Annotated in this window: 2 protein-coding genes and 1 pseudogene; all 3 read right to left on the bottom strand. The window is 46.4% G+C overall.

From position 1 onward, the window contains the following. Position 1: 1 nt before the first annotated feature. The 3 genes and pseudogenes from R4146_RS01350 to R4146_RS01360 all read right to left on the bottom strand — a co-directional run bounded on the left by R4146_RS01350 (position 2) and on the right by R4146_RS01360 (position 16,250). Positions 2-1,236: pseudogene (locus R4146_RS01350) on the bottom strand (MFS transporter). A 118-nt stretch (positions 1,237-1,354) separates the two neighbouring features. After that, entirely contained in the window at positions 1,355-12,649 is an 11,295-nt protein-coding gene (locus R4146_RS01355) for a DUF5776 domain-containing protein (RefSeq protein ID WP_339959673.1), read from the bottom strand. Next, positions 12,642-16,250 carry a beta strand repeat-containing protein gene (locus tag R4146_RS01360; RefSeq protein WP_339959674.1) on the bottom strand — a complete coding sequence of 1,203 codons (3,609 nt, stop codon included), beginning with the start codon at positions 16,248-16,250 and terminating at the stop codon, positions 12,642-12,644. The genes R4146_RS01355 and R4146_RS01360 overlap by 8 nt, the downstream gene beginning before the upstream one ends. Positions 16,251-16,281: the final 31 nt, after the last annotated feature.

Below are 16,281 nucleotides of genomic sequence, written 5' to 3' on the forward strand. Positions count from 1 at the left end.
ATTAATCCTCCTTTTTTGGATGTGGGTCTGCGGAGCTCCAGCGTAATTCAGGAACCCGCCACATAATTAATCCTAACACAGTAAACAACATGATGGCATTAAAGACAAACACACCACCGTAATCAAAGACGTTGGAAATAATCCCACCAATCATCGAACCGACCACGGCACCTAATGCCTGGGCCGCTTGGTTCAAACTAAAGACCATCCCCGTTAACAAACTTGGCGTTTCCTTAGCTAACATCGTTTGGATCGTGGGATAAACGGCGGCGTTGGCCGCACCACTAGAAAGCGCAGGATTCCTAAAATCACAACGCTCGTCGTAAAGGCTTGGGGGAAGTACAAAATCCCGGAAAAGACGATTCCTAGAATCAATACCTTATGCGTTCCGCGGGCATCCCCAATCCGCCCCCAGATCGATGACGTCATGAACATCGAGATTCCGGGCAGCGATGCAATTAACCCGGCCACGATCGTAATTGGCCCGTGATTATGCATTAATTCCTTCACCAACAAACTAATGATTGGATAAATTGAGAATAGACCGGCTTGAATGATCACCGTTGCCAATAGCATCCAAATTACAAAGTGCGGTTTGGGAAAGCCCTTTAATAAATGAATGTCGAACAACGATGTCTTCGCTCGTTTGGGATCTGGTTTAAAGGTTTCTTTGACCAAGAACCAGGTAATAAAGAACGAGATCAACAATAACCCCGCCGTGATCAAGAACGTAATCCGAATGTTGAAGATGTGGGCTAACACCCCACCTAAAATTGGCCCGATCAAGTTACCACCGACATAACCGGTCGTAATAATCCCCATTGCGTATCCAGCGTGTTCCTTAGGCGTTTCCGTTGCCACCAGCGCCGTGGAATTTGGAATTACACCGGCGAAGAACCCCTGAAGCGTCCGCAGTAAGACTAACTGCCAGACGTTGGTAACGAGCCCCATCAACCCCAGCGTAATCGCCGAGCCCAATGCGGTTTGTAAGACCATTCGCTTGCGTCCGTGCCGATCGGCAAAGCGGCCCCAAATCGGAGCCGTAAACATGACCACCACAAAGGAAGCTGCATATACCAAACCACTTAACAGTGATAATTGGCCCTTTGAATAGTGGCCGAGGTCACTAACATATAATGATAGAAATGGGATGACCTCACTAAAGCCCATTCCATCAATAAAAGTACCAAACCAAAGTACCCATAAATTCTTTTTCCAAGAATCAGCTTCAGCCATCTGAATGATGCCCTCTTTTCTAAAAAAATATTAAGATTGTGGTTTTCATTATAGCACACATGAATTAGCGCAAAAAAATAATATTGGTAAAAAATTACCAATATTATTTTTAACATCATTAAATGAACTTAACGAACTTCTTATTACCAGTAATATATTGATTTTTATCAATATAGAATCGGGTCAAGCCCTTATATCTAACGACATGGTCGACTTTTAATTTGGTGCCCTTCTTATAAAAGTGCCCACCTTGGCCGAACTTAAGATGGTTATGCAACCGCGCTCCAGCCCGGTTAATGACCTTAACCGTATGGCTATTGGCAGCGTCCATTTCATCTTGCCGGTAATAAGCATTCACGATCCGTTCATGACTAGTCGTGAGGTAACCGCGATTGAGATTATCATCAGCGGTCAAGTGCCCAACGACGTAGTAACGAAGGGTCCCGTCACTAGTCATGACCAGTTTTTTGACCTTAAATTCATTCACTTGATTTTGAGGTTCATGTTTATACTTCTTGATCCGGTTGCCCCGGACAAATTCAGTTGAATCATGTAGGAAGACCCGTTTGGTATTGTAAATATAAACCGGTTTCTTACGCAAAGCAGCGTTAAAGGCATCGACATATCCGCGCTTGAATCCGGCTGATTCACCAGCTAGATTTTCGCGGGCTAGATCATCAGCTCGAGCCGCCTTGGCCCCAACTCGTTTAGCCTCATTGTATGCTGCCCGGCCGACCCGGTAAGCCTTAGCGTAATCGGATTGATAAATGGCAGCACGGTCTTCAAAGTACCGTTTAGCTTCCTTCCCATTGAACGCATCCATATAACCATCGTATGCACCCGCATAGGTTGGTTGGGCATCATGATGATCATCATACATATAACCACGTTTGGCATCCGCTAATCCCATGTGATAGTAATCCACAGTCTTAGCATTTGCTGGCGTTTCGTTAGTGGCACTAACCGTAAAGATCAACTTAGCAGCTCTAATGATGGTTGCATAGTCACTTTGGGCACGCTGAGCGGCACTACTTGCAATGTAGGTTTCATCGACCAGTTGCATGTTAGCACTGTCAACGATTGAGCTTGCACTCAAGGCGACACTGGCCGCGGAACTAGCGGCGGCCGCTAAGCTGTTCCCAGTGGCAATATCTCCATTCATGTAGGCGATCGCAGCACTATTCTTGGCTGCTTGAGCCGCTGCGTTGGCACTATTGACCACGTTAGTAGCACTGGATGCCGCATCAATGGCCATTGCAGCAGCTTGGGCGGCCGAACTAGCGATTTGATTAGCCACCACTGCATCTGCCGAAGCCGAGGCAATGACGTTGGCCACTGAATTGTTATGGGCAGCATAGCTAGCTAGGGATGGACTGTTGCTGTAACGACTAGCTTCAGCAATTGCATAGCTAGCTTGTTGTTGAGCAGAGTCTGCTGGATTAACGGTCAACGAAGTTACTGAGTTAGCATTCGCAGCATAGCTGGCAGCTAGGTTATTACGATTAAAGCCGGCAAATCCAGCGGGCCCGTTGCCGTTAGTCGTAGCAGTGACGCTACTGTAAGCTGAACTAGTTTGGGCGGCATATGGAATGGCGGGGTTGGATAGATGCGTGATCCAGTACGCTAATGAAGCGTTAGATTGAGCAGTCGCCGTAGCAGAACTAACTACTGCTGCGTTAACACTCGCAACGGATTGAGCTGAACTAGCGATATCGGCATTATTAGCCGCAACCGTATTGGCGGCACTCCCGTCATTAGCATAGGATTGGACTGCTGAATTAGCGCTGTTAGCACTGGCTTCAGCAGCTGAAGCAGCAGCGGAATCACCATTAATGGCCTGACTAGTGGCAATTGAAGCGTAATGAGCAGCCGCACTCGATTGGGCACTGGCGTTACTGTAATCAGCACTGGCCCGGTTATTAGCACTGGATGCAGCGGACTTAGCACTTTGCGCAACTGAGTTAGCACTGTTGGCTTGGTTAGCGGCAGAGCTAGCCACTGCCGATGCAGAGTTAGCTAAGTAGGCATATGAGCGAGCCGAATGATTAGCTGGTGCCCCACTGGCATCGCCATTGGCATTCGAAGCAGCAATTGAAGCGGCGCGGTCATTGTCCTGGGCGCTATTATTAGCGTCACTAGCAGCACTGGCATGGGATGACGCATCATTATTGTTGGAACTAGCGGCTGAAGCAGCAACACTGGCTGATTGATTACCAGCATTTGCGCTGTGGTTCAAACCATCAGCCGCACTCAGCGCACTGGACTGTTGGGCAGCCGCATTACTTGCGGCGACACTCGCTGAACTAGCACTTGCTAATGCAGCGGAAGCAAGGCTTTCGTCTGATTGGGCCCGACTGGCTGCACTAGTAGCCGCTTGGTTAGCGGCTGAAACGGTCGCAACCGCTTGACTGGCTTGATCCATATTAGCACTAGTAGCAGCAGCATAGCTGGCAACTTGAGCACTAGCTTGGCTAGCGGCTGGTTCGTTTCCAGCACTAGCTAGACTAGCCGCTTGACTAGCATTGGAACTAGCAGCTGAATTAGCTGATTGAGCCGTACTAGTGGCAGCACTAGCTTGTTGGCTAGCCGATTGGGCAGCTGAATTAGCAACACTGGCATCGTTAGTAGCACTATTGGCAACTGACACTGCGGAGCTTGCAACCGTGGCCGCTGATTTAACGGCTGCATTGGATGGATTCCCGGCTGCTAAGATGTTAGTTTGAGTTGCAACCTTTGCAACCGAAGCACTGTCATTTGCGGTATTACTATTCGCAACACTAGCTTGACTGGCAGCTCGATTGGCTTGGTTATTAATGCTAGATGCACTGTTAGCACTAGTAGCAACCGCCTGGTGTTGGTTAGCCGCTTTACTTGCATCCGTATCAGCATTCGCAGCATCCCGTAATGCGTTGCTCGTAGCAGTGGCATTGCTTTGGGCAGCTTGGGCAGCAGCCGCAGCGGAACTAGCTAGGGATGAATCCGTGTTTGCCCGGTTCGATGCTGACTTAGCGGCATCGGCGGCGTTACTAGCATCCCGATTAGCGGCTGAAGCCGTATCATTAGCAGACTTCGCAAGTGAAGCTAAGTGCGAAACCGTTGCTGAATCGGATGGCGTAAATGGATTTGCATTGCTGGCGATTGAAGCGGCAGCTTGGGCAGCCGAACTAGCGATTGAAGCCGCATTAGAAGCGGCAGTCGTAGCAGAACTAGCCGTATCTGAAGCCACGCTAGCTTGACTGGCGGCAACTTGCCCGTCGGCACTAGCAGAACTAGCCGCACTATTGGCTAATGCAGCCGAACTAACGTCACTTTGTAGGGCTGAATTACTTGGGAAGTCCTTGGCAATGGAGCTGGTCAAAGCAGTCGCCGAACTAGCAGTATTCGCAGCCGAACTGGTCCCCGTAGTAGTTTGATCAGTGGCCGTTTTAGCACTCGAAGTGACCTGGTTATAATTACTCATTGCAGATGCATAGCTATTAGCGGAACTAGCCGCACTACGAGCCCGGTCAACATTTAGTGTTCCATCTGCAGAATTAATTACAGCTGCACGTGATTGGGCATCGTCGGTAGCGGAGCTAGCTTGCGCATTGGCTTGACTAGCAACACTGGCGGCAGAACTACCCGTATTAGAAGCCGTGTTGATGGTTGCGTTAGCTGAATCAGCAATTGACTGCGCATTTGCAGCGGAACTGGCCGCACTCGTGGCAATGGAGGCCTGCTTGGATGCCTCTGCACTAGCAGTTTGGGCAGCAGAGCTGTTACCGGTAGCAGCTGCACTGGCGGCCGTACTAGCAGCACTAGCTGCAGCACTGGCAGCATTGCTGGCGGCTGACTTAGCAGCACTAGCTGCAGCGTTAGCACTACTTACCGCGTTGGAAGCAACCGTCGCAGCACTGGCGGCATTGCTGGCCACTTGGGCGGCACTAGATGCAACTTGCTTAGCCGAACTAGCAACTGAAACATCCCCACTGATGGCAGCATCCCCTGGTTTAACCGTGTTGGCAATCGATTGGGCTCGCGAAGCAGCGACGCTAGCATCACTAGCATTGGATGCGGCCTTTGAAGCGACCTGTTGATAGCTACTGGTATCAGTGTTGTTGCTAGTAGCGCTTTGATGCGCTTGGTTAGCAGTAGCAGCGGCTGAACTAGCCTGTGCTGCTGCGTTAGCGGCATCACTGGCATCCTTTTTAGGTCCGTTGGTCAATGCTTGGGCCGCACTGGCAGCAGCGGCAGCATTATTCAACGCTGATTGAACTTGGTTGGCCGCATTACTTGCAACAACCGAAGCGGAACTAGCCGTAGTTGCAGCATGCGAAGCATCTTGAGTTGCTTGACTAGCGGCAGTGGAATCTGAACTAGCGGCACTGCTTGCAACTTGGGCTGAATTAGCAGCATTACTTGCTTGGCGAGCATACCGATCACCGGCGTTCGTATTCCCAGCGGCATAAGCGGAGCTAGCTTGACTAGCGGCTTGTTGTGCCGTGTTGACTGCTGATTGAGCAAGTGAATTTTGTTGTTGAATGTCATGATTAGCAGCATCAGCAGTGGACTTAGCAGTCGCAGCAGCTTGGTTAGCAACATCGGCAGTCCTTACAGCAGAACTAACCACTTGATTAGCGGAACTAGCTTGTGTTGCCGCACTGACAACCGATTGATTATTAGCGTTAGCAGCCGCAATTTGACTCACTTGTTGATTCATTGCACTAGCCGTGCTGGATGAAACGTTGGCATTACTATCTGATGCACTAGCTGATTGAGCATAACGGCTAGCCGCACTGTCATCTGGATTCGTTGAACTCGTTTCACCACTAATTGCACTGGATGCTGATTTAGCAACACTGACCGCACTGGCGGCGGTACTGTTACCAGCACTAGATGCTGCAGATTGTTGAGCTGAGTTCAAACTGACCAATGAACTCGAAATCGAATTAGCGGTACTATCTGCGGAGTGGGCTTGGGCTGCGAACATGCTAGCCGTATCGTTGGCACTATTGGCCCGGCTAGCGGCATCAGAACCCGCAGCAATCGCGGATGATCCCGCAGCAATGGCAGCGGATGCTTGATCTGCATCTCGTTGGGCCCGAACAGCGGCCGAAGCGGCTTTTGCAGCGGCACTGGATGCCGCATCGACGTTGTTAGCCTTAGCAGCGGATGCTTCAGCGGCACTGGCGGCACTAAAGTCTGCATTGGCACTACTAATGTCGCCGTTAGCACTCGCAGCATCGGCGGCGGCACTAGCTGCAGTAGACGATGCAGTCGAGGCATCTTTAGATGCTTGGTTAGCAACGCCAACGGCAGCACTAGCGTTAGAAGCCGCTTGACTAGCAATCGTGGCCACACTCTTCAATTGGCCATTATCAGGCGTTTGAGATGCTAGACTAGCCGCATCTTGAGCATCGTCATTGGCCTGATTAGCGTGATCACTAGCACTTGAGGTCGCCGCACTAGCCGTACTTGATTGAGCCGTGGTGGCGTCACGATCCTTACCAGTATCAACGATGGCTTGACTCCCAACTCCAGCGGCACTGCTAATCGTATTGGATGCACTTGAAACTAGATTGTTAGCACTAGTGACTCCATTGGCAACGGCATTCGAAGCGTCATTGGCAGCATTGGAAGCTGCTAGTGCGGCTGCAGAAGCAGTCGTATTGTCATTGGTATCCCGTAATGCAGCACTGGTGGCACTTTGATCCGCTTGGTTAGCAGCATTCGAAGCGGTTTGGGCACTTGATAATGCAGCATCAGCATTAGCGGCAGCACTAACGGCTTGGGATGCCAATTGCTTAGCGTTGTCCCCATGGGCGGAGGCCGCTACCTTAGCTAGGGATTGAGCCGTGGAATTAGCAGAGTAAGCCGCCGTTGATGCTGCCTTGGCACTGGCAACGGCTGAATCTGCAGCACTCTTAGCACTGGTAGCGTCATTTTCCGCAACCTTAGCATCAGATGCTGCAGAACTAGCGGTTGTCATTGCACTGGCCGTTACTGAAGCGGCGCTGGCAACGACACTGTTGGACTGGTTATTAGTGGCTAAGCTGTTAACTAATGCATTCGCCGAGCTAGTATGTTGATTTGCCATCGCGGCTTGACTAGCTGATTGGCCAGCTTGACTGGCTTTGAGGGATGCATCATTACCGTTAATAGTAGCACTTCCGGCCGCTTGACCGGCTTGTACGCTATCATTACTTGCCTGCTTACCAGCATCACTAGCAGCAGAACCATACCCAGCATCAGCCGCTTCACTAGCAGCTTGACTAGCATTTTGAGCAGCTTGGTCCGCACCACTAGCAACTGCATTAGCACTCGCCGCCTTAGCAGCTGCACTTGCTAATGCACTGGCGGCTTCACTAGCGGCCCTACTTGCCGAATTAGCTGAATTAACAGCTGTTGAAGCATTATTTGCCGCATCACTGGCAGCATTAGCTGCAGAGCTTGCTCGACTAGGATCTCCAGCAGCGGCATATGAACTAGCGGCATACGAAGCACTCGCCGCCGTTGATTCGGCAGCGGAAGCAGCGGAACTAGCTTGGTTAACAGCTGAATTGGCAGCAGTATACTTATCCTGAGCATCCTTAGCAGCAGCATTCGCCGTATTCGCATCACTGGCAGCGGCACTAACGACGGCACTGGCACTAATGGCGGCTGAATTGGCACTAGCAATCTTAGAATCATCAGGCCGGACGGAGGCTAAACTGTTAATGTAAGCAGCAGCACTGTTGATATCACTAGCATGGCTGTTAACTGCATTACTATCACTATTAATTTGTTGTTTATTAGCATCGACCGATGATGAACCGGCATTAATTGAGCTGGCAACCTTAGATACAGTTGGGGCGGCACTACTAGTTTGGACATGCGCTGAACTAGCGGCATCATTGGCACCTTGGCCAGCTGCAATATTAGCGCTAGCTGAATTAGCGGCATCGCTAGCAGCTTTAGCGGCACTGGCAATTGCACTCGATGCTTCAATCGCTGCACTCGATGCATTCGATGCATCCTTAGCAGCGGTTTGGGCTGCCGTCCGATCACTTTGAACAGTTACATTAGCTGATTCAGCACGGTCCTTGGCCGCAGATGCAATCGCTGCTTGACTAGCGGCATTGCTACCATCCCCTAAGTTAGCATAACTAGAAGCTAGGGCCGCAGCAGAATTGGCAATGGATGCCTGCTTACTTGCAAACGCAGGTAATTGATCGGCATCCGCTGCTTTTTCACTCGCTACTACACTCGCTGAATGAGCAATACTTGATGCATTAGTGGCAGCAGTTGAAGCAGAACGCATTGCACTTGATTCCCTAGCAATTGCATCGGATGCACTCGTAACCACTGTATTATCAGCATTGTGATTATGCATATCTGTAATTGCATCGGTAGCAGAGCTAACCATACTTACATTGCCATTGGTTGCCTGCGAAGTTGCACTCGTTTCGGATGAGTAACTAGCAGCAGATTGATTAGCTTGATCAGTATCACCGGTTGCCGCAGCAACTGAATTGGCATCCGTTTTAGCAGTATCGGCTGCATTGGATGCATTGGCGCTAGCCCGTAGTCCTTCAGCAGCGTTAGATGCAGTCTGATTAGCACTTTGAGCCACTGTATTAGCATGATCAGCCATAGAACTTGCGGAATCAGCGCTTGATGTAGCGGCACTGGCTGCACTTGAAGCCTGTTCAGCAATTGCATTGGCCTTATCAGCATCCGCTGCTGCTTGCTTAGCAATTGCAGCATTATTACTTGCGATGTCGGCTGCCGAACTAGCATGACTAGTATCCCCACTAGCAGCAAAGTCACTAGCAGCAACCGAGGCAGAATGAGCAGCAACATTAGCAGAGCTAGCAGTTGATGCCGCACTGGCAGCTAGTGCTGCTTGTGACATGTATACACTTTGGGCTGATTGAGCATTGACATAGGCATTGGAAGCCTGCGTATTAGCACTGGCAGCCGATTGAGCAGCATCATTGGCTTGACTAGCGGCGTTACTAATGATGGAGTTGTTCGAATTAGCTGAATTAGTCGCATTAGCTAATTGTGCAGCTGAACTTGCACTAATGGCATTCGAACTTGTAGTTTGACTATCAGCTTTAGTTTGGCTAACCGCCGCATTAACAGCTGATGAACTAGCATTAATTTGCTTTGCAACATCTGAAGTATGCGTAGCAGCACTAGCTGTTACCACGGTCGCAGAACTAGCCATCTGGTTAGCAGCATTCCCACTAGCTACGTTTTGACTAGCGGCATTGGAAGCATTACTAATGGTTCCAGCTGCACTAGCAATTTGACTAGCTGCATCGACCGCTGCATTGGAAGCATCAGCAGCATTGCTAGCTGCCGTACTAGCAGATGTATGAGCTGATTGAGCAATGTTATTATCATTTTGTGCAGCACTGAGGGCAGCCGCAGCAATGGAAACTTGTGCTTGCGCTCCACTAACGTCACCACTGTTAGCCATATCGGAAGCTGATTGAGCAGCATTCGATGCTTTTACATATTGACTTTGCGCATCAGCATCAGCAGCACTGGCCTGGGATGCATATGATGATGCGTCTTTACTGTTTGATTGAGCCTTATCATTAGCAGCCTGAGCGGATTGAGCAGCGGTACTAGCAGCACTAGCAGCGGCAGTAATTGCACTGTTGGCACTACTTACAACTGTATTGTTAGCATTATCACTAGCTAATTGACTGGTTGCAGTACTATTAGTAGCAATCGAATTCAGATTCGACTGCGTGTTACTTACAGTGGTGCTAGTCTGATTAGTAAACTGACTGGCACTACTGTTGTAACTATTCACTCCGTTACTATCATTAACGGCACTATTTGCTGAATTAGCCGCTGAGCTAGTTGCATCACGATCACTAGCTGCCGCACTGGCAGCCGACACTCCTGCATTGAAAATTGAATTAGCAAAATCAAGCGCTGACTGAACCTGACTATTAGCAGATAAAACCACATTCGCACTACTAGCAAATGCATTCGCAAAATTAATAATGTCAGTAGCATTAGCTGATGAAGCTGAACTTGCGCTAGCAACAACACTAGATTCATTAGATGCACCACTTAAATTATTTCTAACTAGTGAGCTATAAATAGACTGCGCAGTTGAACTATCGCCCTTTGCAGCCGCATTAGAGATTGCCGCATAACTATTTGATCCCTCTGCCGCTTGACTCTGCGCCTTATTATTAGCAATTGAAGTATTACTATCAATATTGCCAGCTGATAAATTGGCAAAGTCACTTCTAAGATAATCCAAATTAGCAAATGCATAAACTGCATTTCCTGCATGATAAGCAGACTGAGCGACTGAGGCTACTTGTTTCAGTGCACTGTTACTAGGCGCTTTACTAGCAAGAGATTCAATCGTACCTACTGCCGAGGATAATAAACTAAATTGACTATTCATCGCTGCAGAGTAAGATTTAGTGGCTATTACATCCGCACTAGCAAGTGATGCTTGAGCACTAGCATTGGAATAATCTGATGAAGCTTGAGAAGCAAATGTAGATGTGGTTTGATAAGCAGAGCTAGCATTGCTCATAATGGAATTAACCACCGATACATTATTAGTAGCAGTCGGATAATTATTAGTTGCATTCTGATTGGCATTCGATATTATGATGCTGTTAGAACTAGCAACCGAATATACCGAAGATACAACACTAGCTTGAGATGACGCTACTAATTGTGCAGAACTAGCAGTTGAAAAATCAATTTGTGCACTTGAATCGGCAGCCCAAGCAATATTAGATGCCGATTGAGCAGATGATAAATTACCAGCATAAGCATAACTAGATGCTAACACAGCTGCTGAACTAGCAATGGATGCTTGCTTATTGGCATCTGAAGTAGCTGATTGGGCAGCTAAACCAGCAGTGGAAGCGGTTGAAGATGCAACACTAGCAGTTGAAGATGCACTGGAAATATCTGCTGAAGCAGCTGCAATCGCACTACTAGCGCTACTAATTAAGGACGCCACACTATTAACAACTGAATTACTAGGATTAGCCTTTTGCAATGCCGCAATACTTGAACTTAAATTATTAATGTTTGTACTAGCACTACTTGTATTAGTAACATAAGCTGCGATTGATGATGCCGATTGAGTAATGCCTGAAATAAGTGATTCAGTTGCAGAAGCAGTACTATAGGTAATTGATGCCGCTGAGCTAGCTGCACTCATTGCTTGTTCTGCTGAGTTACTAGCGTTTGATGCAGTTGAAGAACCACCGTTCATAACCACTTTGGCAGCAGAAGTAAGTGAGCCAACATCCGATTGTAAGCTAGTGACCTCACTAGCATAACTATTAGCAGCAGATAATTGACTTTGCGCAAGTGCATCATAACTAGATGCCACCACATTCGCACTGTCAACAGATGATGAGGCCTGTTGAGCTTGACTAGCATTTTGACTAGCTAAATCCGCATATTTGAGAGCAGCTGAGCTATCATGATTAGCAAGTGCTGAAGATGCTAATGCAGAATTACTGGCCGCAGCCGCAGCCGCATTACTAGCCGCGATATTAGCGCTACTAGCTGCAGCATAAGCACTAGCTATCCCGCTATCAGTACTATTAACACTGTCAGAAAGTGATAATCCTGTAACATTATACGCCAAAAAGTTTGCCGACGTAGCTGCGGCACTAACACTATTAGCTATACTACCCAAGCCCGGATTATTGGCCAAAATATCATTTAACGATGTAGAAACACTACTCATACCTGTGGAAATAACGCTTAGACTATTAAAAATCGTATTAACATCGTTCCGTGCTTGATTATAATTCGAAACATGATTTGAGGCAGCAGCGGCATTAGAGGATCCGTTAGTTGCATAATTAGCTGCTGATGCGGCTTGTGATGCAGTTGAATTAGCTGATGTTGCTTCGCTACTTGGATTGATGATTTGATTATATGCAGATTGAGCTGATGATAAAGTTGCATTAGCAGCATTTTGATTATCAATAGCTTTAGAAGCAGCCGTTGAAGCGTTAGATTGATAAGAATGGGCACTAGAAAGTGCTACCGTTGCATTACTAGAATCAACAGCAGCATTGCTTGCCGCCGTCGATGCTTGTTCCGAAAGTGCCACCATTGAGTCATGGTTAACGTACGTATTCGCACTTTCGGCAGATGCATTATAAGAAGCCATCAATGCGCTAACGCTACTTGCAATTGATGCTTGTTGACTAGCGGCTAACGCTTGACTATTGGCTTGCGCTGCAGCACTAGCTGCAGCATCATTATCGGCAACGATTTGGCTACTTTGGGCGCTAGCAGACTGTTGATACTTAGCGAATGATTGGCTAGCTGCGTCCATTACTGACTTAACAGAAGCAAATGATGGATTCTGTTGAGCGGATGAACTGCTACTAATTACATTCGACATTGAGTTAAACACTTGTGCGGTACTATCCAACGGCAGCAGAAGCCGATGATGCAGTTAATGAATATGAACCAGTATTCATTGATCCAGCAGTATTAGCTACTTGTGCAGCGGCACTAGCTGCCGAATCAGCAGCGCTAACTTGTTTATCAGAATCATTGGGTACGATTACATTATCAGCTAATGTCCCAGTAGCATTCCCCGTATTATTAGTAACGGCACTAGTACTAGGGTTATGCGTAGTACTGGTAAATTGGGTATTACCATTGTTGTCACTAATGGTGGCACTTTGATTGGTAACTCCGTATTGAGCATCAATCGTAACCGATGTTGGGGCTGTATTAGTCGTGTTTAAAGTTTGTACGTATTTGTAGTAATAGGAACCATCACTATTTTGAGTAAAGGCACTAACTGGAACCTTTACCGTATAAGCATTCCGATAGTCGCTATCACTACCATTACCAGTTTGTTGATCTGGATCACTCAACATGGTCGTTGATCCCGTTGGTGTTTCGTCAGCAGTATTAGTAGTGGTTCTTAAGTAGACATAGCCATTTGAATCTTCAACATTACTTAACTTTACATTGGCCACAACGTCATAGCCACTCTTTGTATTACTATCTGCTGCTAATTGTGGCAATCCACTAAAGTAAACAGTTGGAACCGCCGTAAATTCTAAGAATTTAGAATTACTGTTATTAAAATTATTTAAAGTTGTATATTGGGCCTGATTATCGGATTGGCCGTATTTGTAGTAAACAACATTGCCATTACCTAAGACTTTAATCATGGATTGAGCAGAACCGGTATCCTTACCGTCAAGTGAACCCTTGGCAGAATAAGCAACGATGTTTCCAGTGTTCTTAAAGAACGTTCCTGCTGCAGTACCGGTTCCATCATTATTCAAGCCGTTTTTACTAAAAACGATGTTATTTCCTGGGGTGTTGATTAAAACATTCCCTGAATTACTAAACAGTGTCAAATCACCATTAGTATTGGTACCATCTGCATAAACGTAAAGGTTCCCCCGATTAATAACATTTAAGTTCCCAGCCACACTAATCAAGTTACCACCGTAATTCGTAACTCCCTTTGTAGCATGAGTAGTTAGCGAACCACCATTTTGGACCGTGACTGAACCTTGGATGTTAGTGGGATTAGTATCATTCGGATTTTGATTATAAACAATGTTAATTGAACCACCATTAACATTTATGTTACTACCAGCAGCCGTATAGATGGCATCAGCACCACTATCTTTGGGGACGATTGATAAATCAGCCCCTTGACTAATATTTACATTAGCACCAGAACCCTTTAGCGCAATTCCTTTGTTTCCTGAACTACCATAGCTTCCGGCATTTTCACCGCCACTACCACCTGGCCGTAAGATCATCTTAGCACCGGCATCTAGAATTAAATTACCACCTAATTCAATTACATTACCATCTTGCGTTTCACCATTATAGGTAGCGCCTGGTAATACCTCCAGGTTAGTAACTTCAAGGTTTTGTTGATTATAGTTATCAGTATTCCGAGAGCCCCAAATACTAGTGTATTGCCCTTCACTAATGACGTTGACGCCACCATCGATATAAACGTTGGGTACCGATGACCCGTAGAATAATTGTGAGCCTTCATAGTTGATGTTTTTATACTTTAGGGAACCAGTTGTGGAGTTATACATATTGATTTGACCATAAACATTCGTTCCATACATCTTAGCGAAGTTTTCAATCGTCAAATTAATATTAAAAGGATTATTATGCATGGTCGTTAAATCAACCACGTGATTTTGCCCATTCACCGTTACGTAGGTATCAGTCCCCGTTAAACTAGCAGAGCTACTACCAGAAGTACTTTGCATATCCTTGGTAATTCTAATTTCACTTTGGTGGCCATTATTAGCAGAATCGGCTAGATAACTATCAAGCATCACTGGATTAGCCGCAAAGTAAATATATGTTTTATTGCCTTGCGCATCGACATAGCCATTATTAACCTTATTTGCAACGTCATTGTATCCATAGGAATAATTAACACTATTATTGCCAGTCAAGGCATTAACAGACCGATAGCCACCACTATTCTCATCATCAATGGCTGCCTGAGCCCCGTTATATGCTTGAACATATGGATTATTAGAATTTTTAGTAGCATCAAGAGCTGAAAAACTACCATTCTTATCGGTTCCATTCCAACGCCCACTTTCAGCATCGTAAGCTCCTTGCCGACTTAAGAAGAAGTCGACAGCATAATTATAGGCAGCTGATTGGCCTTCAGCGGAGTCACTAGCTAAACTAATGTTACCAGATGATGCACTTTGCACATCGTTACCAGAAGTGGCTTCCGCAGAGTCAGAAGGTGAATTAACCACAACAGCGGATTTACTCCGATCAACACTACCACTAGCAAAATTAGATGTAGTAGCAGATGCACTAGTGCCATAAACTGATGACCCAGACTGAGTTCCAGCACCAGAGTTCAAACTATTATAAGTACTATAAGCATCATTAACCGCATTAAATCCATTGGCATAGTAAGCATTATTAGATGCAAAGGTGTCAGTAGAGTTAGCAGATTTTAAATCATCTGGATGCAAGGAGTTCCATGCAGAAATTGCCCCCGCATTAGCGGCGTAAAATGCTTGCACCCCACTATTAAATTCACTATCTGCACTAGTAGCTACAGAACTGCCACCGGCAGCCGCCGCAACTGCAGCTGAGAACCCATTACTAAATGCTGCAGTCTCAGAGCTTTGTGAACCAGTACTTCCCGTATCAGTTGCTAAACGAACACTTAAGTTTGCGTCATCAATACTCAAAATGTCATTTGAAACGTTTAATGTAGTTACATTACTGCTGCTAGCACTACTACTACCGTTCAAGCTAGTTCCAGACGCACTACTACTATCACTGCCACTTGTAGAGCTAGCAGATGAACTCGTAGTACTATTTTCTGAACTAGCATTTGAACTACTAGATGCACTAGTCGACTTGGCACTAGCACTACTGGTGACTGAATGATAATCTGAACTAGTTGACTTATCACGATTCGATGAACTAGCAGTTATGTAATCATCTTTAGTACTGCTTTGGGTATTACTACTACTACTTTGGGCATTGCTACTACTGCTACTTTGCACATCATTACTACTACTGCTTTGCGCATCACTACTAGCGCTACTTGATTCCGCATTAGTGCTGCTGGCACTATTTGAGCTGCTGTTTGCTGCGGAACTAGTATTAGTATCAACACTAGCTGACGATTGGTTAGTTGCATCATTATCAGTATTTGTTGTATCAGTGCTAGTTGAACTAGCCGTGGGAAGATTGCTTTGACTAGCACTCATAGTGGCCACGCTATCAGAATGATTGGCACTTTCAACATTGGATGCACCACTTTGATTAGCATTAGTGGCTGAAGCATTATCAACGGGCTTGCTTTCAACTGCTGAAGTTACGTTGGCATCACTACCACCTTGATCATCTGCATGTACAATTGATCCTTCTAGTGCAAATCCACCACTAAGTAAAGCTAATACAGACATGGATGCAACGACCCATTGTTTCTTTACCTTCTTAAGAATCTTCTTTTCATTCTTTTTACTAAAATGAAGTTTATCATAAGGCATACATGCACTGCACCCCAAAGTTTGTACAAAA

Origin of the sequence: Nicoliella lavandulae, assembly GCF_037546185.1 — a bacterium.
Classification (GTDB): domain Bacteria; phylum Bacillota; class Bacilli; order Lactobacillales; family Lactobacillaceae; genus Nicoliella; species Nicoliella lavandulae.